A 23,023-nucleotide genomic window follows, 5' to 3' on the forward strand; every position below is an offset into this window, starting at 1 on the left:
TCATCTCCAGTGATAACTGATCCCGCGACCTGTCCGGCCGCTTGGATGGCAATGAGTATTCGTGAAGGCCGCGTGATGCGGCCCGCGGCCTTCACGCCAGGGATCGCAGGAAGGCGCGGATTTCAGCGCCGATCTCGTCGGCATGCGTTTCCAGGGCAAAGTGCCCGGTATCGAAGAACCGCACCGTGGCCGACGGAATATCGCGCTTGAACGCTTCCGCGCCAGGCGGCAGGAAGAAGGGATCGTTCCTGCCCCACACCGCCAGCAGCGGCGGCTGATGCTGGCGGAAATACGCTTGAAAGTCCGGGTACAGGGCGACGTTGCTCTTGTAGTCGCCGAAGACGTCCAGCTGGATTTCGTCCGCGCCGGGCCGGGACAGGTAATAGTTATCCAGCCCATACCCATCCGGCGACACGGCCGCAGGATCCGCGACGCCGTGCGTGTACTGCCACCGGGTAGTTTCCGGCGTCAGCAGCGCGCGCAAGGCCTGGCGGTTTTCGGACGAGGGGTCACGCCAGTACGCCTGGATCGGGTTCCAACCTTCGCTCAGGCCTTCTTCGTACGCATTGCCGTTCTGCGTGATGATGGCGCGGATGCGCTCGGGGTGCCGCAGCGCCAGGCGAAAACCGGTGGGCGCACCGTAGTCGAACACGTACATCGCGTAGCGATCGAACCCCACGGCTTCGGTGAAGGCTTCGATGACGTTGGCGAAATTGTCGAAGGTGTAGTCGAACCGCTCGCGCGGCGGCATCTCCGTCTGGCCGAAGCCCGGCAGATCGGGCGCGACGATGTGGAAGTCCGCGGCCAGCAGGGGGATCAGTTCGCGGAACATATGGCTGGAACTGGGAAATCCGTGCAGCAGCAAGAGCTTCGGCGCGCCCGGCGCGCCTGCCTCGCGATAGAACACATTCAGGCCACCGGCCTGGACTTGGCGATAGGCAATCTTCGTCATGGCGTTTTCCTTGGAAGGTGAAAGGCTGGATTCGCCAGGCCCGGTACCTAATGCCCCAGGTCGGCGCTTATAACTTATCTGGTTATTACAATTAGGTTATATGTCACCACACATTCCCTGCGGAACGCGGGCGCACGAGTACGCTGAGTCCCGTACTAGATCAGCGGCGTATCCCCACAGTCGACCCGAGCGTCGAGTAACCTTACTGATATCGGTTGCAAGGTTAGCTATGGCGATGCTAACCTGTCAACAACTTTTTGAAGGGTTACACCATCAGCCGCGATCCGACGCGGCAAGGGACGCCACGTGCACGATCACCACCACCCGCCCGCCCTATTCATCGCCGATTCCATGGCACTCGATTTCCTGAACTCGATCGCCACCCCCACGGATACGCCGGTCGACTGGATAGCCAATGGAGAGGGCCTGCTCGCCTGGCTGGAACAGGCCGGACTGGTGCCGGCGCCGGAGTTGGCAGCGCTACACGCGCGCGCGATGCCGGGGGAACTGGACGGCGTGGCCGCCCAGGCTCGCGCGCTGCGGGAATGGTTCAGGGACTTTGTACGCCGGCACATGGGGCGCCCGCTCGGTCCGGACGCCGTGCAGGCCTTGCAGCCCTTGAATCGCCTGCTGGAACGCGACGAAGGCTACACGCAGGTCGTCACCGCCGGGGAAACCGGGGGCGCGCTTGAACTGCGCGCCATGCGTCGCTGGCGCTCGCCCGAATCGTTGCTCCTGCCCATCGGCGAAGCGTTGGCGCGATTCGTCGCCACCGAAGACCTCGCGCACGTCAAAGCCTGCGAAGGCGCGCGCTGCACGCTGATGTTCGCGGACCACACCCGGGGCCACCGCCGCCGATGGTGCAGCACCGCCGTCTGCGGCAACCGCGCCAAGGTGGCAGCACACCGCCAACGCGCGAAGCAAGCCGGCGCCGCGTAACTGGATCAGGGCCTCATGCCTTCGCGGCACCAGGCCCTGACGACGGGCCCTAATGCAGGATCTGGCTCAGGAAGAGTTTCGTCCGCTCGTTCTTCGGATGGTCGAAGAACGCGTCCGGTGTGTTTTCCTCGATGATTTCGCCGCGATCCATGAAGATCACGCGATCGGCGACCTTGCGCGCGAAACCCATTTCGTGCGTCACGCACAGCATGGTCACGCCGCTTTCCTCGGCCAGCGTGACCATCACGTCCAGCACTTCCTTGACCATTTCCGGGTCCAGCGCCGACGTGGGTTCGTCGAACAGCATGATCTTCGGATTCATGCACAGCGAGCGCGCGATCGCCACCCGCTGCTGCTGCCCGCCCGACAACTGTCCGGGAAACTTGTTCGCCTGTTCGGGGATGCGCACGCGTTCCAGGTACTTCAACGCGGCGGCCTCGGCCTCGGCACGGGGTTTCTTCAGCACCCACATCGGCCCCAGCGTCAGGTTCTCCAGCACGGTCAGGTGGGGGAACAGGTTGAAATGCTGGAACACCATGCCGACTTCGCGGCGTATGGTCTCGATGTGCTTCAGGTCATTGGTCAGCTCGGTGCCGCTGACGACGATGTGACCTTGCTGGTGTTCTTCCAGCCGGTTGATGCAGCGAATCAAGGTCGACTTGCCGGACCCCGATGGGCCGCAGATCACGATGCGCTCGCCCGTCGCAACGTCCAGGTTGATATTGCGCAGGACGTGGAACTGGCCGTACCACTTGTTCACGTCCTGCATACTGATGATAGCGTCGGCCATGCGGGCGCTCCCTTGCGCTGGCGCCGCCCGGGGCCAGGCCCGGGCGCAGCGCCGTCTTATCGTTGATAACCCTTGGCCAGCCGGCGTTCCAGCGCCTGGCTGTACTTGGACATCGAAAAGCAGAAGATAAAGTAGATGAATGCGATGAACAGATAGGCCTCGACGCCGAATCCGCGCCATGCGGCGTCGGACAGCGCGGCCTTGGCCGCCAGCGTCAGGTCGAAGATGCCGATGATGACCACCAGCGATGTGTCCTTGAACAGCGAAATGAAAATGCTGACCAGCGGCGGGATGACGATACGCAAGGCCTGCGGCAGGATGATCTTGCGCATCTGCTGCCAGTAGGTCAGCCCCAGCGAAGCGGCGCCCTCGTACTGTCCCTTGGGTATGGCCTGCAGGCCGCCGCGCACGGTTTCCGCGATGTACGCAGCCGCGAACATGATGATGGCGATCTGCGCGCGCAGCAGCTTGTCGATGGAAAAGCCTTCGGGCAGGAACAGCGGCAGCATCACCGACGACATGAACAGCAGGCTGATCAGCGGGACGCCGCGTATCAGCTCGATGTACACCACGCACAGCGCCTTGATCGCCGGCAGCCGCGATCGCCGTCCCAGCGCCAGCAGCACGCCGATGGGAAACGCGAAGGCAATGCCGAAGGTGGCCAGGATCAGCGTCAGCGGCAGGCCACCCCAGCGTTCGTTTTCCACGTAGGTCAGGCCGAAGACGCCGCCCCACATCAGCCCCGCGACCACGACCAGGCCGACGGCCCACAGCACCGCCAGGGCCGGGGTCCAGAATCGCCGGATGCCGCTGCAGATGATGACCGCGATCAGGACGACGGACGCGAGCAGCGGGCGCCACTGTTCATCGTAGGGATAGGTGCCGAACAGGATCAAGCGGTGCTTTTCGCGGATGAAGGCCCAGCAGGCACCGCCGGAAGCGCGGCATTCCTGCGCCGTCGTCGCCGAGAAATTCGCCTTGACCAGCAGCCATTCCAGCAGCGCGGGAATGGCGAGCAGCAGGAACCACGCGATCAGGACGGTCAGCAGGATGTTCAACGGCGACGAGAACAGCCGCGACCGCAGCCATCCCAGCAGGCCGACCTGGCTGGCCGGCGGCGGCAGGGCGTCCACGGCCGGAGAGGCCGCACCGGCCGGGCCGCCGGGCGCCGGCGGCGGCATGCCCTCGATCGAGGGCACGGACACACCCAGGGGATTGAGGTCCTCTTGCCGAGGCGGCAGGCCGGACGCGTTCATCTAGCGCTCCACCAGCGCGATGCGCCTGTTGTACCAGTTCATCAACACGGAGATGGACAGGCTGACGGTCAGGTACGCCCCCATGATGATCAGGATGCCTTCGATCGCCTGCCCGGTCTGGTTCAAGGTGGTATTCACCACCGACACGATGTCGGGATAGCCGATGGCAACCGCCAGCGAACTGTTCTTGGTCAGGTTCAGGTACTGGCTGGTCATCGGCGGGATGATCACGCGCAGCGCCTGCGGCAACACCACCAGCCGCAGCACCAGCCCGCGGCGCAGTCCCAGCGAACCGGCTGCTTCCCACTGGCCGATATTGACCGCCTGGACGCCCGCACGCACGACTTCGGCGACGAAGGCCGCCGTATAGCTGACCAGGCCGGCCAGCAGCGCGGCGAATTCCGGAGACAGGGTCATGCCGCCGGAAAAATTGAAGCCGCGCAGCACCGGCACATCCAGGGCAAGCGATGCGCCGCTGATCAGCCATCCCAGCAGCGGCAGCGCAATGAGCAGGCCCAGCGCCCAGCGCGCCAGCGGGAAAATGCGGCCCGTGGCTTCGCGCCGCTTATTGCCCCAGTGCGCCAGCAACAGGGTGGCGGCGATCGCCAGGCCCACCCCGCCCAGCATCCAGTCCAGCGCGTCGCCCTGCAGCGTCGGCAGCTTCAGCCCGCGATTCGAAATGAACACCCCCGGCAAGGGCTGGTGTGCCTGCCGCGGCCCCGGCATGTTCTCGGTGATCAGCGCGTACCAGAAGAACAACTGCAGCAATAACGGAATATTGCGCATGACCTCGACGTAGATCGATGCCAGTTTGGCGATCAGCCAGTTGCGCGACAGGCGCCCGATGCCGATCAGGGTACCCAGCACGGTGGCCAGCACGATGCCGATCACCGCCGCCCGCAGGGTGTTGAGCAGGCCGACGACGATGGCGCGTCCGTAGGTATTGGCAGGCGTGTAGGGGATGGGGGTCTCGCCGATGGCGAAACCCGCCTCGCGGCCCAGGAAGGCGAAGCCGGTGGAAATATGGCGCGATGACAGATTGTGCAGGGTGTTCGAGACCAGGAACCACACCACCCAGGCAACGGCCGCGACGGCGATGACCTGGTACACGATGGCCCGCACCCCCGGATCGTTCCAGGACAGCTTGCGCACGGGCGCCGTCATCGGAGGGGGTTTGGGGGTGGAGCTCATTTCGGCACCATACACCATGCAACACGGCGAGTTGCGGCCGGGCGCCGACCGGCGCCCGCGCCCGGCTCACGGATGATCAACGGATGGGCCAGCCGTACATCAGGCCGCCCTGCTTCCATTGCGCGTTCAGGCCGCGCGGCAGCTTCATCGGGCTGTCCTGGCCAAGATTGCGTTCGAAACTCTCACCGTAATTGCCCACCTGCTTGACGATGGTGTACGCCCATTTGTCGTCCACGCCCAGGTTTTTGCCCATGCCCGGGGTGACGCCCAGGATGCGCTGCACATTGGGATTGGTGCTTTTCAGCATGGCGTCCAGGTTGTCCGACTTGATGCCGTATTCCTCGGCTTCCAGCATGGCGTTCAAGGCCCAGCGCACGACGTTGAACCATTGCACGTCATCCTGGCGCACCATGGGGCCGAGCGGCTCCTTGGAGAAATCCTCCGGCAGGATGATGTACTTGTCCGGATTCTCCAGCGTCGTGCGCGTGGATGCCAGCTGCGACTTGTCGGTGGTGAAGGCGTCGCAGCGACCGGCCGAGAAGGCGCGCACGATCTCGTCGTACTTATCGATGACAACGGGCTTGAATTCGATCTTGTTGGAGCGGAACCAGTCCGCCAGGTTCAGTTCGGTGGTGGTGCCGGGCTGCACGCAGACCGTGGCCCCGTTCAGTTCCTTGGCGCTCTTGAGGCCCAGGTCCTTGGAGACCATCACGCCCTGGCTGTCGTAATAGTTGACCCCGGTACCGACCAGGCCCAGCGTCGTATCGCGTGTCAGGGTTTCGGTCGTGTTGCGGGTCAGGACATCGATCTCGCCAGACTGCAGCGCCGTGAAGCGCTGCTGGGTGTTCAACGGCGTGACCTTGAATTTGCTGGCGTCGTTGAACATGGTCGCCGCGATGGCGCGACACATATCGATGTCCAGTCCCTTCCATTCGCCCTTGCTGTCCGCGGCGGAAAATCCCGGGACGCCGGTGGAGACCCCGCACTGGACGAAGCCCTTCTTCTTTACGTTGTCGTAGGTCGCGCCGGCGTGTGCGGAGCCGAACAAGGCCAGCAAGGCGGCGCCGAGCGCGGCCGTTTTCCAGGTCTTCATGATGGTCTCCATTACGAAATGGACGAAAGTTCGGGCAACGGCAAGCCAGGAATGCGACCCCGGCCGAAGGCGCGCGCCCGCCGTGCGCGCATCCCCATACTGCGGCGCATGGTAGCCCCCGGCAAAAACAAGGGACATGGGGGAAATCCCTGCGCACTTCGGCCCCGATTTAAGGGACGTATCATGCCATAAAATGCTGCCAGCCCGCCCTCGCAGCATGCGCCTGGCGGCGCTCCGTACACGGTACTATTGCGGCTTCATCCGCCCTATCCGCCATGATCGAATTCCAGCACGTTTTCAAATCGTATGGACGCGGCCGCAACATCCTGGCCGATATCAACTTCCGCATTACCGCGGGCGAATTCGTCTTTGTCTCGGGGCCTTCGGGGGCCGGCAAATCCACCCTGCTGAAATTGATCGGCGGCCTGGAACCGCCCAGCCGCGGCTCGATCCAGGTGAACGGGCAGCGGCTGGACAAACTCCCGCAGCGCGCCCGCCCCTATTTGCGGCGCGCGGTCGGCGTCATCCTGCAGGACACCCACCTGCTCTATGACCGCAATGCCTTCCAGAACGTCATGCTGCCGCTGGCCGTCACCGGACAACACTGGGACTCGGCCGCCGCGCGGGCTCGCGCGGCATTGGACAAAGTCGGCCTGTCCGGCAAGGAAACCCTGAATCCGATCGAATTGTCCGGCGGCGAACAACAGCGCCTGGCCATCGCGCGCGCCATCGTCAACCGGCCCGCCATCCTGATCGCCGATGAACCGACCGCCAACCTGGACCACGAGAGCGCCCTGCGCATCATGAACGTGTTCCGCGACTTCAACCGGGTCGGCGTCACGACGCTGATCGCCTCCCACGACCAGGAATTGATGGCCCATTACGCCCCACGGGTCCTGCGCATCGAACCGGGCCGCTTCGCCGATCTTTCGGAGGCCACGGCATGACAGCATGGCTGCGGCAACATCGCTACGCCCTGGGCATCACCCTGCGGCGCATGCTGGCCCAACCGTTTTCCTCGCTGGCCAACCTGCTGGTCATGGCGTTGGCATTGGCCCTGCCGGTGCTGGGCGCGGCCATCCTGGTATCGGTGCAGCCGGTGGCGCGCCAGCTTTCCGTGACGCCCGAACTGACCGTGTTCATGAAGCTGGACGCACCCGCCGGCGCCGCGCAGGCGCTGGCCGATCGCATCCGCAAGGACTACAGCGAGCAGGTACGGGAAGTCCGCACGGTAGGCCGTGACGCGGCGCTGGCCGCCCTGCGACGCAATCCCACCTGGGCCGCGGCGCTGGCGGTCCTGCCCGGCAATCCCCTGCCCGATGCCGTGGTGGCGACGCTGCGCGACGGCGACGACCTCGCCGGCCGCGCGGCCCAGCTGGCCCAGGCCTGGAAGGCCCTGGACCAGGTCGAGCAGGTGCAGCTGGACAGCGATTGGGTCCAACGCATGGAAGCGCTGCTGCGGTTCGGCCGCATCGGGCTGGTATTCCTGGCGGCCTGCGTGGCCGTGGTGGTCCTGGCGACGGTCTTCAATACGGTGCGGATGCAGGCGCTGACGCAGCGCGAAGAGATCGCCGTGGCACGCCTGGTCGGCGCGACCGAATCCTTCGTCCGCCGCCCATTCCTGTACCTGGGGGCGCTGTCCGGGGCGCTGGCCGCGCTGCTGGGCATACTGATCGCGGTATTGGCGCTTTCGCCGCTGAACGAGGCCTTAACGGCCTTGGCCCACAGCTACGGGGCCGATTTCGCCCTGCACCTGCCCGAGGCCCCCTGGCTGGCCGTGGCGGTAGTGGGCGCCGCCATCCTGGCCGCCTTGTCCGCCCGGTGGTCAGTCACCCGCAGTACCCGCTTTTAAGCCATCTGATCGGGCAAATAGACGCGCCGCATCCGTGGAATAGTGCAGTGAAAGCACGGCAGCCGCCGGTTGCTCGTCGTCCCTTCTTGCAGCGGTATCCGCGCTGCCAGCCAGGGGCGACGTCCGGACGATCGCCCTCGCAAGCGAGCTCCTGTATCCCCCCGTTTGTACGCCGGCCCCCGGCCGCCCGGGGGGCCGGGTACGGTAGAGCAGAAATAAAGTAGAAGTTTCAGACAAATTTAGTAATATCAATTTTCGACCTCGTTTCAAGAACCTCGACCCACCATGTTGTCTGCCCGTGACGCCCGCGCGACGCGCCACTATTTTGATAGTGCCTTCAACTATCAGGCAGTCAAAGTGCTGCCCAACGAGTACTACGTCACGGGCGATGACCTGATGATCACCACCGTGCTGGGCTCCTGTGTGGCGGCGTGCATCCGCGATCCGCAGACCGGCGTGGGTGGCATGAATCACTTCATGCTGCCGGAAGGCGACAGCCAGTCGCCGGCTTCGGCCACCATGCGCTATGGCGCCTTCGCGATGGAAGTTCTGATCAACGAGGTCCTGAAGGCGGGCGGCGCGCGCGAGCGGCTGCAGGCCAAGGTATTCGGCGGCGGCGCGGTGCTGGAAGCGATGCAACAGATGAACATCGGCGAGCGCAACGGCCACTTCGTGCTGAACTACCTGGCGATGGAGAACATCCCCGTGCTGGCCAAGGACCTGGGCGACGTGTATGCCCGCCGCATCAGCTTTTTCCCGCGCGACGGCCGTGTGATGGTGCGCAAGATGACCACCAAGGCCCGGGCGACGGAAATCATCGCGAAGCGGGAAGTCGCGGTCGTGCAGACGCTGAAGGAAACGACCGCGACCAAGCCCCGCCTGGAGCGCTTCAACATCCCGCCCACCGTGGGCCGCCGCGCGACCGCCTCTTGAAGGGACGGCCCGCGTCATTCCGCCGCGCAGGGTCAGCTTGATGCGCCCGGCTGCGCCACCGTGCTCCAGTACACCGTAATCGTGGCATCGTTGAGACCCTGTTCCGGCTGGTAGGTCCCGCCTCCGGAGGGATAGTCCTTCTGGCCGCCGATGTTCACGTACTTGCCGTTGCCCAGCGTCTGGGTAGGAATCCACCCAAGCTGCATCTGGCCGTTCTGGCTGTCGTACATCTGTACCTGCACACTGCGGGTGTCTCCGCTCTTGGCGCCCTTCACCACGGGATACACGCTGCCCTGGATGCCACCGGGGGGTACTTCGATCTGCTGCGTTTCCTTCCTGTCCAGGACGACCTTGACGGTCCGCTTCCATTTTTCCTCGTTATGGACGGAGACATACAAAGGCCTGTTCGCCGGCACGGTGAAATCGCATTCCTTGCCTACGTTACTGTTGCTCATTTCCTTACCTCTCGGGTGGATGGGATGGCGGTGCGCCTCGTGATCCGGATGGATACACGCGCATGTCCCGGGACTGCGCCGATGCAATATCGGCGCTGCATCGACGGGATGCCAGACTAACGCCGACCCGCCAGCCACGGCTGCGCGCCACAGTAATTTCGGCGCACAAAACGTCACCGGGCCGGCGTTGCCTATCCAGGCATGGGGGATGGCCGCCGAGTCTGGCCCAGGCGGCCGATTCAGGCATGGTCCGTGTGGCACAGGGATGCGCACCAGGCATCGTCGTCCAGCATCGCATCGCCCGCAGGCGGCAGGTGGCCGTCCAGCGTAGCTTCGTGCGCCATGCGCCGCGCGAAGCACAGGCCCGCGTACCTTTCGTACTGGGCCAGGCTGCGCGCGGTGCCAAGACCGTAGGGTGCGAAATCGACGCGGTCCGACGGGACGCCGTCCATGCCCAACAGCTGCCGCACGCGCAGCCGCGCGCTGTCGTTCCGCTCGGCCCAGACCAGCGCGACGTCGCCCTTGGCCTTGGCTTCTTCCGTATGGTCCTGCCAGATGGTCGAACGGCCATCGCACCCATACTGATGCCAGGCAACCAGTCGATGAGGGCAATGGAAATCGTAGCCGTGCGTATAGGCACGCACGGCGATGGAGATTTCCTCGCCATAGAAGAACAGGCCGGGATCATGCCGCACCTCGCGCGCGAACGCGCCGTCGGCGAAGGCGAAGTGCGCGCTGTAGAAGGCGACAGGGATGGGGCGCGTATGCTCCGATTCCGCAACATACCTGCCGGAAAGCAGGATGATGCCGTCGTAGTCGAACTTGAAGAACGTCAATACCGCGGGCAGCATGACCCGGCTGCCGGGGTCGTCGCGTGAATCGAAAGCCGGCAGGTAAGTGGTCAATACGGGCTTGGGGCTTTCCGTACGCAGGGATTCCAGCATCTCGATCAATACGGCGTCCCAATGCGGAACGAAGCGATGATGCGAATCCAGCTGCAATGTATAGGCTTCTTCCTGGTAGCGTTGCTGGATCAGGTTGCGCGCCCAGCAGGCTCCCCGCGATTGCCACTGGGGCACATCGATAAGTTCGATGGCGGCCCCCGCGCGCGCCAGCCGGTGGACGGGATATTGGCCGCGCACGTCGCCGCGCGCGCCGGCAAATCCACTGGCGAAGAACGTATCCAGCGTTTCCTCCTGGGCGTGCTGCCAGCACACGACAACGCGCAAGGCGTCCGGTTGCGCCGCTTGCTCGATCAGGTCCACCAGCGTCGGAATCAGTTGCGGATCGCGATAGCTCGCGATCTGTACGAATATCCGCTTGGCACTCATGTGAACGTGCCTTGCCTCAGCCATTTGGTGGCCAGCCATTTCTCGCCCGCGATGACCGGCTGGCCGGCATGCAGGGTCTTGCTGTCCCGACGGGGATCTTCGTAGCTGAAGAACAATGCCTGCCCCCGATGCGCGCCCACGGTGACGCCGATCTCCGGAAAGACGGTGCCACCGCCGCAGGCCGGCTCGTTCAGGTACATCAAGACACTGGCCAGACGTTGCCCGCCGCGCTCGAGTATTGCGGGCGTCCCTCGGGCATCCGGCGGGAAGAAATCGAAATGCGGCCGGTATTCCGCCCCTACGCGGTAATGCAGCACCTGCATTCCTTCCCCGCGCTCCACTGGCCAGTTCACCAGGTTGGCGATGCGCGTCTCGATCCGGCGTACGAGTTCGTTCTCCCCAGGCTGGAAGAACATCCCGTCGCTGGTCCGCACGTTGTCGAGCACGCTGTCGCCACCGGTCTCGTTATCGACCACGGTGGAATGCCGCAGCTGGGGCCGCGCCGCGGCGATCAGCGCATCGCACTCTTCGCCGGAAAGGAAATCCGCGAACAGGACGATGCGGGGATCGCGCATGGCGAGCAGCACGCGCACTTCGCGGTCTCCCGCGTGGATACGCTGGGGGGAATGCGCCAGCGCCGGCTCGGGACAAGCCGGCCACGACAGCGCCCCCGCGTCGACGGCGTAGCCGGCCTCCACGCGGGCGGCCGCGTCGACACCGGGCGCCAGGGCGGTATCCGCGTCGATCCCCATAGCGTGGTTCTCTCCCTGCATTTCCGTCTCCTTCATCCGCGCCTCCCTATCTCCCTGTCACCCGGCCGCAATGCCGATGAGGAACCGCCTCTCCGCCGGCCCCGGCACGGACTCGTGCCGGCGCGTCACGCGCCCCCCGGTTGAAGCGTCAGCCCGCCGAACCCTTGGGTTGCGCCACCGCCCAGGACACCGAGACAGTCACATCGTTGAAGCCCGCTTCCGGCGGATACTGGGTGCCTCCCGTGGCGTAGTCCTTTTCCGCACCGATATTGACGAATTCGCTTTCACCCACCACCGCCGGCGGGTGCCAGCCCAGCAGCATCTGCCCGGACTTGCTGTCCTGAACCGAGATGCATATCGTGCTTCGCCCTCCCACTGCTGCGGAGCCTGGGCCCGAAACAAATTCCGTGGCCACTGCGCTGTGGCCCGGCTGGGCTTCGATAGCGTGAGCGGCCTTATCGATGGAGACGGTGACCGTCCTGGCCCACTTTTCCTGGTTCGTGACCGAAACGGAAAAGTGCGTATTGGCCGGAAGGTTGAAGCAGCATTCCCTTCCGGTCCTTAACGAAGGAGAAGGGGCCGGCGACGGCGACGGTGATGGTGATGGCGACGGCGACGGCGACGGCGATGGCGACGGCGACGGCGATGGCGACGGCGACGGTGACGACGACGGTGACGGTGACGGTGACGGCGATGGCGATGGCGATGGCGACGGCGATGGCGACGGCGATGGTGACGGCGACGGCGATGGCGACGGCGGAGGAGGCGGTGGCGGCGGCACGGGATCCGGTTTGGACATCACTCCGCCGGAAACCGCGTCACCGCTCAATAACGTCGCCGCTTGAATGTTCTGCTGGAAGCTCGCCGCCAATTGCAGGAAGGCACTGTTGATCGGGACGGGCCCGCCCACGGCATGGAGCGCCTGGGTGATGTCGTAGGTGATGACACTTGCGCCATTGAAAAAGTAGGCAATCTCCTGCCCATACCGTTTCATTGCGGCGTCCATATCCGTGACGAACTGCATCGGCACGCCAGGGAAACTTAGTTGGGTCGTCGGAACCCAGGCGCTTTGGTTATCGTAGGGCGCCATCAGCACATGTTGGGCACCGGCGAAGAACACGAATGTCCGTTCGCTTCCCGCCAAAACAAACGGCGTGATGGCGTTCAACCTTCCAGCCTGCATCCCGCTGGGGTTTACCCAGTCGCCCATGGGACTCGGCCCCTTGGAGACGCGATCCTGGGTCAGGTCATAGGTGATGTATTGGGTACCTCTGAAAAAATACACATAAGGGCCTGTGCTTTCCGGCGCCCACGCGGCATCGTAATCGCTGGCAAAGCCCACATCCGCTGTCCCGTGCCAATCATCCGCTATCGAGCGCGGGTAGCCGGGATCCATCGTATTGGTTTGGGCGTCTATCCGTACGTACGACGCGCCCTGGAAAAAATAGTATTTGGGACCGGACATGGAAATTTCCTATATAGACAGACAAGACCATCCATGACCGGTACCTAACGGAAGCCAGGCTTGGATGACGTAATGGTGCGTCGTTTACCCGCTCAAACCGCCGACCCCTGCGGCTTGCTTGCCGCCCAGGACACGGTGACTTCAACGTCGTTGAAGCGGGTCTCCGGCTGGTAATTGCTGCCCGAGGGATAGTCTTTCTCTGCACCGATGTGGACGTACTCGCTGTCACCCACGAGTGTCGTCGGACGCCAGCCCAACAACATCTGGCCGTGCTGGCTGTCTTGCACCTCGATGCAGATCAAGCTCTTTCCCTTCTGGGCAATCTTGAACTCCTTTACCGCGGGGCAATTTCCAAAACCGGAATCGCCGTCGAGTTGATTGAGATCGACCCGAGAAAGACGCCTTTCTCGGGTTCCACTGCTTACGTGGGACGGGACTGGCGAAGCGGCTTCAATCCAGTCGCCATCATTCTGCACACGCCGCTGTGCGCGAACCGCGGGGCCACCATAATCTTTTGTTTCGGCGCGTTTACACGCCGAGCCTCGAGCGGGGCACCCGCGGGAACGAACGACATGCGCGAACTGCCGGGAATCAGGTCGCACGGGCGGCCGCCAGCCCAACAACATCTCGCCCGACTGGCTGTCCTCGATCTCGATGCATACCTGGCTCTTGCCGCCCTGGGCGGCGGTTCCTGGGCCGGAGACGAAGTTCTTGGAGCCTGTGCTATGGCCGACCGGCACCGGAATGCTGGTGGGCTTCTGGTCGATATACACCATCACCGTCCTGGTCCACTTTTCCTCGTTGGTGTATGCAACGGTGAAGTTCGTGTGGGCGGGGATATCGAAGCAGCACTTCTTCCCGGTGGTCAGCGCGGGGGAAGGAGACGGCGAATGCGACGGCGATGGGGAGGGAGAATGGGATGGCGAGGGGGAATGCGAAGGCGACGGCGAAGGGGAAGCCGACGCCGGCTTGATGTTGGTGACCCTCCACCAGGGGTCGCCACCTGCACCGATATTCAACGCCTGCCGCGTGAACACCATGTACATCTCCTTGGCGCCGTCGAGCGGCGCGGAAATTTGCCCATGGATGCACAAGAACTCCCCTGTCGCATTGCCGTTGTTAAGGTAAGGCGGCGCCGCGAGGCAACTGGAAAGGCAAATATAAGAGTCTCCGGGATGGGAGCCACGCCGTACGGATTCGGATTCCCAGGGTTGGCCGGGTCCTCCACGCCAAAGATGTGCCATGTCCAGCTGTCTACATCGTCCGACGGCTTGCCTCCGTAGGCCTTGGCGTTGGACTCCCTCACGGCTTGAAGGGGTTGCCCCGCCGTGGACTTGGGCGTGACGTTCACGAGTTTGACGACGTCCCCCACCATCACACTGCCCTTTTTCTTGCCATCCTGAGACTCGAATTTCCAAGTCGCCACCGGACTATCCGTCGTCACCGCGTATTTCGACGTATCGAGGGCGAGGTAGCCGCCGACGGCCGGGAGCTCGATACTTCCCTCATAGCCCAGGCCCTGCAGTTCGAATGTATCGCCGTATTGAAGATCGCTTATCTTTGACTCCCGATTCAGCCATGCAAAATTCCGAAACTCGGACTTGCCCGGACAAGTGGATTTGATTTCGGGTATCCGGCGGAAATGGATTTCCCGGATTCCAGTGCTTCCATGCACACGAGAGGAAGCCGCTGCTTCCCTCCTGTCGTGGCCATTGTGCGCACGGCGCCATGCCGGGAGCGAGAGCGCGACCATAATCTTTTGTGTCGGCTGATTTACGACATCGGCGGGATGCCCGGGGCGCGCCATTCCGGGCCGCGCAAAAAAAAACGACGCGCATGGCGCGTCGCTCGAACAAGGAATTACAGGTAGCGCTATGCGGCGCGGGCGGTGCCTCCCGCACTTCCATGCGTGCCGCCATCCAGGCGCTGCAACAGCTCGGACCGGCGCGCCCGCGCCCTGTCGATCGCGGCGTCCTTGATGTGGCCGTAGCCGCGGATCTCTTCGGGCAAAGTTGCCAGCGCCACGGCAATATCCAGATTGCCGCGTCCCAAGCGAGGCAATAGCGCCGCGATGGTGTCGCGGTACTCCGCCACCAGCGCCCTTTCCGTGCGCCGCTCCTTGGTGTACCCGAAAGGATCGAGCGGCGTGCCACGCAGGAAGCGCGCCTTGCTGAGGACGCCGAAGGCTTTCATCATCCATGGCCCATAAGAACGCTTGACCAGATGGCCCTGGGCATCGTGCCGCGAAAAAGCCGGCGGCGCCAGATGGAAATTGAGCTTCCAGTCGCCTTCGAATTGTTCGGCGATGCGGCGCAGGAAAACGCCATCGCTGTACAGCCGGGCCACCTCGTATTCGTCCTTGTAGGCCATCAGCTTGAAGTAGTTGCGCGCGACCGCCTGGGCCAGGCGCGTGGTGCCCGTCGCGGCGAATTCGGCGGTGGCGACCTGCTCCACGAAATCGGCATAGCGCCGCGCGTAGGCCTTGTTCTGGTAGTCGGCCAGGAAGCGCTCGCGCCGGCCCACCAGCGCGGCCAGATCCGCGGGCCAGCGCCGCGCCGGGCCGGCATCTCCGGCCGCCAGCACCGCGCCGCGGCGGATTTCGATGATTTCCGCGCCGGTGTTCACGGCATCGCCCGCATCGGACGCGGCCGGCGCGATCAGTTGCTGGACAGACGCCAGATCCTGCGCGGCGCGGCGGCCCCAGGCGAAGGCGGCCTTGTTGTTCTCGACCTGCTGGCCGTTCAGTTCGATGGCACGCAACAGCGACTCGCGCCCCAGGGGAATCCAGCCTTTCTGATAGGCGTAGCCCATCATCAAGGGGTTGGCGTAGATGGCGTCTCCCAGCAAGCCCACGGCCAGTTCGGCGGCATCGACCGTATCCACCTGCCCCGGCATGCAGGCCCCATCGATGTCGCGCTGCAGGCTGTCCGATGGCAGGCGCCAGTCCGGATTGGAAATAAAGGCAGCGGTAGGCGCCACATCGCTATTGAGCAGCAGGCGCGTGCGTTCGGGCCGCATGCGCGCCAGCGCATCGCGGCTGCTGGCCACCACCAGGTCGCCCGCCAGGACCAGGTCGGCCTCGCCCATGGCCACGCGGGTGTTCAGCAAATGGCCCGGCGAGCGTGCCAGGATGACGTGCGAATGCACGGCTCCGCCCTTCTGCGCCAGGCCCGCCATATCCAGCACCGAGCAGCCCTTGCCTTCCAAGTGCGCGGCCATGCCCAGCAGCTGGCCGATCGTGACCACGCCGGTGCCGCCCACGCCCGCGATGAACACGCCGTACGGCCTATCCAATGCGGGCCGTTCGGGATCGGACAATGCCGCGTCGATCTCGCCCTGGGCGGCGATGCCCTTGGGCTTGCGCAGCTTGCCGCCTTCCACCGTCACGAAGCTGGGACAGAAGCCGTTCAGGCAGGAGAAGTCCTTGTTGCAGCTGGACTGGTTGATCGTGCGCTTGCGGCCGAACTCGGTTTCCAGCGGCTCGACCGACAGGCAGTTGGATTTATCGGAGCAATCGCCGCAGCCTTCGCACACGCGGTCGTTGATGACGACGCGCCGGGCGGGATCCGGATACGCGTTGTGCTTGCGCCGCCGGCGTTTTTCCGTGGCGCAGGTCTGGTCATAGATCAGGATGGACACGCCCGGATACTCGCGCAGTTCGCGCTGCACGCGATCCAGTTCGTCGCGATGCAGGACCGGCACGCCGGGCGCCATGCCGTTCATGGTTTTGTATTTCTCGGGCTCGTCCGTGACCACGACGATTTTCTCGATGCCCTCGGCCGCCAGCTGGCACGTGATCATGGGCACGCTGATGGGCCCGTCCACCGGCTGGCCGCCGGTCATCGCGACGGCATCGTTGAACAGGATCTTGTAGGTGATGGGCGTCTTGGCGGCAACCGCGGCGCGGATGGCAAGCAGCCCGGAATGATAGTAGGTGCCGTCGCCCAGGTTGGCGAAGACATGTTTTTCGTCCGTGAACGGTGCATGGCCGACCCAGGGCACGCCCTCGCCGCCCATGTGGGTGTACAGATCCGTGCTGCGGTCCATCCACCGGACCATGTAGTGGCAACCGATCCCGGCCATGCCGCGCGAGCCCTCCGGCACGCGCGTGGAGGTATTGTGCGGACAGCCCGAGCAGAACCAGGGCTTGCGTTCCGCCACCACGCGCGGACGCGACAGCGCGCGCTCGCGCGCGTCGATGAAGGCCAGGCGCGCCTCGATGCCGGCGCGGACGTCGGCCGGCAGGTCGAACTTCAGCAGCCGCGCGCCGATGGCCTTGGCGACGATGGCGGGCGAAAACTCGTAGTGGGCGGGCAGCAGCCAATTGCCCTGCGGCACGGCCCATTCGCCGCCGTCCTTGTCGTCGAACTTGCCCACCACGCGCGGGATTTTCTTGCCGCTGCCTATCCAGCTGAACAGCTCTTCCTTCAGCTGGTATTCCAGCACCTGGCGCTTTTCCTCGACCACCAGGATTTCGTCCAGGCCTTCGGCGAAGCGCTGCATGCCCGTGGCCTCCAGCGGCCACACCATGCCCACCTTGAACAGCCGCACGCCGATACGACGGCAGGTGTCGTCGTCCAGGCCCAGGTCGGACAGCGCCTGGCGCGTATCCAGGTATGCCTTGCCGGACGTCATGATGCCGAAGCGCGCGGCTTCCTGCGGCACATGCCAGAGCTCGCGGTTCAGCCCATTGGCCCGCGCATAGGCCAGCGCCGCGTACAGCTTGAAGTCCAGCAGGCGTGCTTCCTGTTCAAGCGGCGTATCGGGCAGCCGGATGTTCAAGCCGTCCGGCGGCATCTGGAAATCGTGCGGCATCACGATGCCGACGCGGTCCGGGTCCACTTCCACCGAGGCCGATACCTCCACGATATCCGTGATGCATTTCATGCCGACCCAGACGCCGGCATAGCGGCTCATGGCCCAGCCGTGCAGCCCGTAGTCCAGGACCTCCTGGACGTTGGAGGGAAACAGCACCGGGATCAGGCAGGCCTTGAGCAGATGGTCGCTTTGATGCGGCAGGGTCGATGACTTCGCGGGGTGGTCGTCGCCCGCCACCACCAGCACGCCGCCGTGGCGGGAAGTGCCCGCCGCATTGGCATGCTTGAACACGTCCCCGCAGCGGTCCACGCCGGGCCCCTTGCCGTACCACATGCCGAATACGCCGTCGTAGCGCGCGCCGGGAAACAGATTGACCTGCTGGGAGCCCCATACGGCGGTGGCCGCAAGGTCCTCGTTCACGCCCGGCTGGAACACCACGTGATGCGCCTTCAGGTACTTGGCCGCCTTCCACATGTTCAGGTCCACGCCGCCCAGGGGCGAACCCCGATAGCCCGAGATGAAGCCCGCCGTATTCAGGCCAGCCCGCACATCGCGCGTGCGCTGCATCATGGGCAGGCGCACCAGCGCATGGATGCCGCTCATCCAGGCAAGGCCGGTTTCCAGGGAATATTTGTCGTCCAGTTGGACCGAGTCGAGCGCGGCGCGCTGCGCCGGCGTAAGGGGGGCGTTCATGCAGTCTCCGTTTGTCTTGGATCGCTCGTGCCGGGCGGGCCATCGCCTCTTGTGAAGGCTTGCCGGCCGGCATGAACAGTCAACCAGGCTTTTCCATCGTGCCTGTACCGGTCTTTTACTCCTGGCTCGGCCCCTGCGCAATTGGTGTTCCCGAGGGCTTCCCATGCCATGGATGCCATAATCGCGCCATGGACTTCGCAACCCGAATCGCCGCGTGGCAGCAGCGCCACGGCCGCCACGATCTGCCGTGGCAGAACACCCGCGATCCCTACCGCATCTGGCTGTCGGAAATCATGCTGCAACAGACCCAGGTCGGTACAGTCATTCCCTACTACGAGCGCTTTCTGGGCCGCTTTCCGGACCTGCACGCGCTGGCCGCGGCGGACCAGGAAGCCGTCATGCCCTATTGGGCGGGACTGGGCTACTACGCCCGCGCGCGCAACCTGCATCGATGCGCACAGGTAATCGTAAGCGACTGGGGCGGCCGCTTCCCCCCCGACGCATCGGCCATCGCGACGCTGCCGGGCATAGGACGATCCACCGCGGCCGCCATCGCCGCCTTCGCCTACGGCGAGCGATCGCCCATCATGGACGGCAATGTGAAGCGCGTGTTCGCGCGCCATTTCGGCATTGCCGGCGATCCGGCGCGGCGCGAAACCGAGATCCGGCTATGGGCACTGGCCGACGCCCAGCTGGCCGACGGGGCCGGGCAGGCGGTCGACATGGCCGCCTATACACAGGGATTGATGGACCTGGGCGCCACGGTATGCGTGCGCGGCAAGCCGCGCTGCGAGCGTTGCCCGGTCAACGAGACGTGTATCGCCCGGCGCGACGGCCGGCAGGCCGAACTGCCCACGCCCAAGGCGCGCAAGGCATCGCCGGAGCGGCGCACGGGCATGCTGCTCCTGCAGCACGACGGCAAGCTCCTGCTGGAACGGCGTCCCTCGCCGGGCATCTGGGGCGGCCTGTGGAGCCTGCCGGAATTCGATGCCGGCCTGGACGCCGCGGCGGCCTGCAAGGCGCTGGGTGCCGCGCCGGGCGCGGTATTCGAACTGGCTGCGTTCTCGCACACCTTCACGCACTTTCGGCTGCATGTGCGGCCCTGGTATGTCGTCGTTTCGCAGGCGCCTGCCGCGCTGGAGCGGCCGTGGCGGTGGGTGGATGCCGCCGGCGCCGCGGACGTTGCCCTGCCCGCGCCGGTGCGCAAGCTGATCGACGGCCTGTTCGCGGCCGGCTTGCCGCAGGACGTGATGGCGCCGGCGGCCTAGAGCCTGTCAACGCTGGAAGGCGCCTCGCACCCGCCGCGGCGATGCCGCCGCTAGGCCTTGAGGGAACGATGCCTGTTCACGCTCATCAGCATCCCGCAGGCGACGCCCACGGTGAGCAGCGCGGTTCCGCCATAACTCATGAACGGCAGCGGCACGCCCACCACGGGCAGGATGCCGGTCACCATGCCGATGTTCACGAATACATAGATGAAGAACATCATGGTCAGTGAGCCGCTCAACAATCGGCCGAATTGCGAGGTCGCCCGCGTGGCGATGGTCAGCCCGCGGGCGATCAGCAACCCATACAGCACCAGGATCAACACCCCCCCGTACAGGCCGAATTCCTCCGCGTAGACCGCGAAAATGAAGTCGGTCGTGCGTTCCGGGATGAAGTCCAGATGCGTCTGGGTTCCCTTCATGTAGCCCTTGCCGTACAGGCCGCCCGATCCCACCGCGATCATGGACTGGATCGTGTGGAAGCCCTTGCCCAATGGGTCCGAGCTGGGGTCCAGCAAGGTACACACGCGGTGCTTCTGGTAGTCGTGCAGCACCACCCAGTTCACGTCGGGCTGGCACAGCTGCCCTTCGTAGCTGACCAGCGTGCCCACGCCGATGATGCCGGCCACCACCACCGGAATCAGCAGCTTGAAGGACAGGCCGGCGAAATAGATCACGCAGAATCCGGCGCCAAATACCAACAGCGCCGTTCCGAGGTCGGGCTGGCGCACGATCAGCAGGAAAGGCACGCCCAGCAGCAATCCGGCGAACAGGAAGTCGCGTATGCGGACCTGGCCTTCATGCCGCTGGAAGTACCAGGCGAGCATCAACGGCAGCGCGATCTTCATCATTTCGGACGGCTGGATGCGGGTGACGCCCAGGTTCAGCCAGCGCGTGGCGCCCTTGCTGGTTTCGCCGAACAGCTCCACCGCCACGAGCAGCGCCACGCCCAGCACATAGGCCGGGGGCGCGCACTTCATGAGCGCCTTGGGCGGGATCAGCGCCACCACCCACATCGCGAAGAAGGCGATGATGAAATTGCGCGACTGGTCGGCAAAGCGCCAATCGGTGCTGCCCACCGCGGAATGCATGACGGTCAGGCCCAGGGCGGTCAGCAGCACCAGGATGCACAGCAAGGGCCAATCGAAAGCCGTGACCACGCGCAACAAGATCAATGCCAGGCGCTTCATCGGTCGGCCCCCGCCACGGCGGCATCGGTCTTGACGGCGACGGGCCGTGGCCGCGGCGGCATGTCCGACTGGTTGACCGCGACATCGCGCCGCCGTGGCGGCGCATCGGGCGCCTTGCCCGCGATGTTGGGCTGCTTGGGCGGCGCGTCAGGGGCGTTACCCGCGACGTTGGGCTGCCTGGGCGGCGCATCGGGATGGTCTTCGGTAAGCCAGGCGTCGAATACCTTGCGGGCGATGGGGGCGGCGGAGCTGGCGCCCCAGCCGGCGTTTTCGACGATCAGCGCGACGGCGATGCGCGGATGGTCCACCGGCGCGAAGCCCATGAACAGCGCATGGTCGCGCAGGCGCTCGTCGATGGCGCTGGCGTGGTAGCGCGCGCCGCGCAGGCTGTAGACCTGCGCCGTACCGGTCTTGCCGGCGGCCTGGTAGGCCGTGCCCCGGAAGGCCTGCCGCGCCGTTCCCACGCGCACCACATCGGCCATCGCCCCCTTCACCACGTCCAGGTTGGCCTGGTGCAGCGGGATCTGGTAGTTGGGCGTGGTGGGCGTATCGGTGAACACGCCGGTGCGCGGGTCTTCCACGGCATGGACCAGGTGCGGCCTGCGATACAGCCCGTTGTCGGCCAGCGTGGAGGTCGCCTGCGCCAGCTGCAGGATGGTGAAGGCGTTGTAGCCCTGCCCCACCGCCACCGACACCGACTCGCCGGCATACCAGCGCTGCTTGTCCTTGTCCTTGTAGGCGCTGCGCTTCCAGGCCGTGGACGGCAGCACGCCGCGCTTTTCGCCGTCCAGGTCGATGCCGGTGATCTGCCCGAAGCCGAATTGCTTGGTGAAGTCGTGCAGCGCGTCCACGCCGATTTCCGGGCCGAGCGAAAAGAAGTAGGTGTCCGAGGACACCACCAGGGCCTTGTGCATGTCGGTGGGGCCGAACACCGCGCCCGCCGCATTGCGGAATTTCTGTCCGCCAAATTCAAAATAGCCCGGGTCGGGAATGCGGTCGGTCGCGCGCCGCTTGCCCAGTTCCAGGGCCGCCATGGCCACGAAGGGCTTGTACGTCGAGCCGATCGGATAGGTGCCGTAGATGGGCCGGTTGATCAGGGGATGATCCGGCGATTCGTTCAGCATGCGCCAGTTATCCACGTCGATGCCGTCGACGAACATATTCGGGTCGAACGAAGGCTGCGACACGAAGGCCAGCACTTCACCCGTGTCCGGCTCCAGGGCGACCAGGGCGCCGCGCTGGTCCCCAAAGGCCTCCTCGGCGACTTTCTGCAGGCGCATATCGATGGACAGCTTGATGTCGGAGCCCGGAATGGGATCGATGCGCCGCAGGGTGCGCACGGGCCGGCCGCCCGCCGTCACTTCCACTTCTTCCATGCCGGTACGGCCGTGCAGCTGGGCTTCCCAGCTCTTTTCGATGCCCTTCTTGCCGATGACGTCGGTGCCGCGGTAGTTGCCGAGCTGGCCGCTGGCTTCGAGCTCCTCGATATCGCCGTCGGAGATCCGGCCGATATAGCCGACCACGTGCCCCGCGGACTTGCCCTCCGGATACTCGCGCACCCAGCGCGCGCGCAGCTCCACGCCAGGGAACTGGAAGGCATGCGCGGCGAACCAGGCGGCTTCGGTCTCGTTCAGGTTGTCGCGCAGGGTGAGCGTCGCGTAGCGGCTGTTCTCCGCGATGCGGCGCTTGAGCCGGCGCTGGTCCGCCGGGCTGATGTACACCACCGGTGTCAGGGCCTTGAACAGCGCATCGATACCACCCACCTGCGCCGGCACGATCTCCAGGGTATAGGTGCGGTAGTTGCGCGCCAGCACGACCCCGTTGCGGTCCAGTATTTCGCCGCGTCGCGGCGGGATGGGGACGACGGCGATGCGATTGCGGTCCGCGCGCTCGGACAAGCCCTCATAGCGCTCCACCTGCAGCATCCAGAAGCGGCCCACGAGCAGGCCGAAGCACAGCAGCGCCGCCACGCCGCCCACCCAGGCGCGCAACCTGAAGCGCTGTTTCTGCTGTGCGCCGGTTTTTTTGAATTCGAACATATCTGGAAA

Annotated in this window: 19 protein-coding genes; 5 read left to right on the forward strand and 14 right to left on the reverse strand. The window is 65.0% G+C overall.

Annotated features, from left to right (window positions below; genetic code table 11):
- Nucleotides 1-91: 91 nt before the first annotated feature.
- Nucleotides 92-952 (reverse strand): alpha/beta fold hydrolase, encoded by an 861-nt coding sequence (locus AKI39_RS22045; protein WP_066640964.1) that lies wholly within the window; start codon nt 950-952, stop codon nt 92-94.
- A gap of 351 nt (nt 953-1,303) precedes the next feature.
- On the opposite strand from AKI39_RS22045, the gene AKI39_RS22050 reads away from it, so the two are divergent.
- Nucleotides 1,304-1,891 carry a CGNR zinc finger domain-containing protein gene (locus tag AKI39_RS22050; protein WP_066643591.1) on the forward strand — a complete coding sequence of 196 codons (588 nt, stop codon included), beginning with the start codon at nt 1,304-1,306 and terminating at the stop codon, nt 1,889-1,891.
- 49 nt (nt 1,892-1,940) lie between these two features.
- On the opposite strand, the gene AKI39_RS22055 is transcribed toward AKI39_RS22050, so the two are convergent.
- The 4 genes from AKI39_RS22055 to AKI39_RS22070 form a co-directional block, all read right to left on the reverse strand.
- Entirely contained in the window at nt 1,941-2,681 is a 741-nt protein-coding gene (locus tag AKI39_RS22055; RefSeq protein WP_066640966.1) for an amino acid ABC transporter ATP-binding protein, read from the reverse strand.
- 56 nt (nt 2,682-2,737) lie between these two features.
- The gene (locus AKI39_RS22060; protein ID WP_066643593.1) at nt 2,738-3,862 is read right to left on the reverse strand and encodes an amino acid ABC transporter permease; all 1,125 of its coding nucleotides are present in this window, start codon (nt 3,860-3,862) and stop codon (nt 2,738-2,740) included.
- A 75-nt stretch (nt 3,863-3,937) separates the two neighbouring features.
- Nucleotides 3,938-5,128, reverse strand: coding sequence for an amino acid ABC transporter permease (locus AKI39_RS22065; RefSeq protein ID WP_066643595.1), 1,191 nt, complete (start codon nt 5,126-5,128; stop codon nt 3,938-3,940).
- A 76-nt stretch (nt 5,129-5,204) separates the two neighbouring features.
- Entirely contained in the window at nt 5,205-6,221 is a 1,017-nt protein-coding gene (locus AKI39_RS22070) for an amino acid ABC transporter substrate-binding protein (RefSeq protein WP_066640968.1), read from the reverse strand.
- 275 nt (nt 6,222-6,496) lie between these two features.
- Here AKI39_RS22070 and AKI39_RS22075 point away from each other — a divergent pair, with 275 nt between their 5' ends.
- The 3 genes from AKI39_RS22075 (at nt 6,497) to cheD (ending at nt 9,006) form a co-directional block, all read left to right on the forward strand.
- The gene (locus AKI39_RS22075) at nt 6,497-7,168 is read left to right on the forward strand and encodes a cell division ATP-binding protein FtsE (RefSeq protein WP_066640969.1); all 672 of its coding nucleotides are present in this window, start codon (nt 6,497-6,499) and stop codon (nt 7,166-7,168) included.
- Entirely contained in the window at nt 7,165-8,073 is a 909-nt protein-coding gene (locus AKI39_RS22080; protein ID WP_066640971.1) for a cell division protein FtsX, read from the forward strand. The genes AKI39_RS22075 and AKI39_RS22080 overlap by 4 nt, the downstream gene beginning before the upstream one ends.
- Nucleotides 8,074-8,358: 285 nt before the next feature.
- The gene (cheD, locus tag AKI39_RS22085) at nt 8,359-9,006 is read left to right on the forward strand and encodes a chemoreceptor glutamine deamidase CheD (RefSeq protein WP_066640973.1); all 648 of its coding nucleotides are present in this window, start codon (nt 8,359-8,361) and stop codon (nt 9,004-9,006) included.
- A 32-nt stretch (nt 9,007-9,038) separates the two neighbouring features.
- On the opposite strand, the gene AKI39_RS22090 is transcribed toward cheD, so the two are convergent.
- From AKI39_RS22090 to AKI39_RS22120, 7 genes are all read right to left on the reverse strand, one after another.
- A complete protein-coding gene (locus tag AKI39_RS22090) occupies nt 9,039-9,461 on the reverse strand; it encodes a hypothetical protein (RefSeq protein ID WP_066640974.1) in 423 nt (140 codons plus the stop codon).
- Between the two features lie 239 nt (nt 9,462-9,700).
- On the reverse strand, nt 9,701-10,792 hold the full coding sequence (locus AKI39_RS22095) for a GlcNAc-transferase family protein (RefSeq protein ID WP_066640975.1): 1,092 nt from the start codon (nt 10,790-10,792) through the stop codon (nt 9,701-9,703).
- Nucleotides 10,789-11,580 carry a 2OG-Fe(II) oxygenase gene (locus tag AKI39_RS22100; RefSeq protein WP_083228990.1) on the reverse strand — a complete coding sequence of 264 codons (792 nt, stop codon included), beginning with the start codon at nt 11,578-11,580 and terminating at the stop codon, nt 10,789-10,791. Before AKI39_RS22100 ends, AKI39_RS22095 begins: the two co-directional genes overlap by 4 nt.
- 112 nt (nt 11,581-11,692) lie before the next feature.
- Complete coding sequence (locus AKI39_RS25845; RefSeq protein ID WP_083228991.1) at nt 11,693-13,009, reverse strand: hemopexin repeat-containing protein; 1,317 nt, start codon at nt 13,007-13,009, stop codon at nt 11,693-11,695.
- Between the two features lie 92 nt (nt 13,010-13,101).
- Nucleotides 13,102-14,049 (reverse strand): hypothetical protein, encoded by a 948-nt coding sequence (locus AKI39_RS25030; RefSeq protein WP_076879730.1) that lies wholly within the window; start codon nt 14,047-14,049, stop codon nt 13,102-13,104.
- A complete protein-coding gene (locus tag AKI39_RS25645) occupies nt 14,025-14,762 on the reverse strand; it encodes a hypothetical protein (protein WP_145925350.1) in 738 nt (245 codons plus the stop codon). Before AKI39_RS25645 ends, AKI39_RS25030 begins: the two co-directional genes overlap by 25 nt.
- 119 nt (nt 14,763-14,881) lie before the next feature.
- Entirely contained in the window at nt 14,882-18,520 is a 3,639-nt protein-coding gene (locus AKI39_RS22120; RefSeq protein WP_066640983.1) for an indolepyruvate ferredoxin oxidoreductase family protein, read from the reverse strand.
- A gap of 188 nt (nt 18,521-18,708) precedes the next feature.
- Here AKI39_RS22120 and mutY point away from each other — a divergent pair, with 188 nt between their 5' ends.
- Entirely contained in the window at nt 18,709-19,788 is a 1,080-nt protein-coding gene (gene mutY, locus AKI39_RS22125; protein WP_066640984.1) for an A/G-specific adenine glycosylase, read from the forward strand.
- Nucleotides 19,789-19,838: 50 nt separating this feature from the next.
- Here the strand turns inward: mutY and rodA are convergent, their stop codons facing one another.
- Nucleotides 19,839-20,975, reverse strand: coding sequence for a rod shape-determining protein RodA (rodA, locus tag AKI39_RS22130; RefSeq protein ID WP_066640985.1), 1,137 nt, complete (start codon nt 20,973-20,975; stop codon nt 19,839-19,841).
- A complete protein-coding gene (gene mrdA / locus AKI39_RS22135) occupies nt 20,972-23,014 on the reverse strand; it encodes a penicillin-binding protein 2 (RefSeq protein ID WP_083228992.1) in 2,043 nt (680 codons plus the stop codon). Before mrdA ends, rodA begins: the two co-directional genes overlap by 4 nt.
- Nucleotides 23,015-23,023: the final 9 nt, after the last annotated feature.

It is taken from the genome of Bordetella sp. H567, from assembly GCF_001704295.1.
In the GTDB taxonomy this organism is placed as follows: domain Bacteria; phylum Pseudomonadota; class Gammaproteobacteria; order Burkholderiales; family Burkholderiaceae_B; genus Bordetella_C.

Excerpts from the sequence above, each read along its gene's own strand:
- AKI39_RS22080 (WP_066640971.1), top strand. The coding sequence starts at position 7,165 with ATGACAGCATGGCTGCGGCAACATCGCTACGCCCTGGGCATCACCCTG.
- AKI39_RS22095 (WP_066640975.1), bottom strand. The coding sequence starts at position 10,792 with ATGAGTGCCAAGCGGATATTCGTACAGATCGCGAGCTATCGCGATCCG.
- AKI39_RS22120 (WP_066640983.1), bottom strand. The coding sequence starts at position 18,520 with ATGAACGCCCCCCTTACGCCGGCGCAGCGCGCCGCGCTCGACTCGGTC.
- mrdA (WP_083228992.1), bottom strand. The coding sequence starts at position 23,014 with ATGTTCGAATTCAAAAAAACCGGCGCACAGCAGAAACAGCGCTTCAGG.
- cheD (WP_066640973.1), top strand. The coding sequence starts at position 8,359 with ATGTTGTCTGCCCGTGACGCCCGCGCGACGCGCCACTATTTTGATAGT.
- AKI39_RS22075 (WP_066640969.1), top strand. The coding sequence starts at position 6,497 with ATGATCGAATTCCAGCACGTTTTCAAATCGTATGGACGCGGCCGCAAC.
- AKI39_RS25645 (WP_145925350.1), bottom strand. The coding sequence starts at position 14,762 with ATGGTCGCGCTCTCGCTCCCGGCATGGCGCCGTGCGCACAATGGCCAC.
- AKI39_RS22100 (WP_083228990.1), bottom strand. The coding sequence starts at position 11,580 with ATGAAGGAGACGGAAATGCAGGGAGAGAACCACGCTATGGGGATCGAC.
- AKI39_RS22050 (WP_066643591.1), top strand. The coding sequence starts at position 1,304 with ATGGCACTCGATTTCCTGAACTCGATCGCCACCCCCACGGATACGCCG.
- rodA (WP_066640985.1), bottom strand. The coding sequence starts at position 20,975 with ATGAAGCGCCTGGCATTGATCTTGTTGCGCGTGGTCACGGCTTTCGAT.
- AKI39_RS22045 (WP_066640964.1), bottom strand. The coding sequence starts at position 952 with ATGACGAAGATTGCCTATCGCCAAGTCCAGGCCGGTGGCCTGAATGTG.
- AKI39_RS22070 (WP_066640968.1), bottom strand. The coding sequence starts at position 6,221 with ATGAAGACCTGGAAAACGGCCGCGCTCGGCGCCGCCTTGCTGGCCTTG.
- AKI39_RS22065 (WP_066643595.1), bottom strand. The coding sequence starts at position 5,128 with ATGAGCTCCACCCCCAAACCCCCTCCGATGACGGCGCCCGTGCGCAAG.
- AKI39_RS25845 (WP_083228991.1), bottom strand. The coding sequence starts at position 13,009 with ATGTCCGGTCCCAAATACTATTTTTTCCAGGGCGCGTCGTACGTACGG.
- AKI39_RS25030 (WP_076879730.1), bottom strand. The coding sequence starts at position 14,049 with ATGGTGTTCACGCGGCAGGCGTTGAATATCGGTGCAGGTGGCGACCCC.
- AKI39_RS22055 (WP_066640966.1), bottom strand. The coding sequence starts at position 2,681 with ATGGCCGACGCTATCATCAGTATGCAGGACGTGAACAAGTGGTACGGC.
- AKI39_RS22090 (WP_066640974.1), bottom strand. The coding sequence starts at position 9,461 with ATGAGCAACAGTAACGTAGGCAAGGAATGCGATTTCACCGTGCCGGCG.
- mutY (WP_066640984.1), top strand. The coding sequence starts at position 18,709 with ATGGACTTCGCAACCCGAATCGCCGCGTGGCAGCAGCGCCACGGCCGC.
- AKI39_RS22060 (WP_066643593.1), bottom strand. The coding sequence starts at position 3,862 with ATGCCGCCGCCGGCGCCCGGCGGCCCGGCCGGTGCGGCCTCTCCGGCC.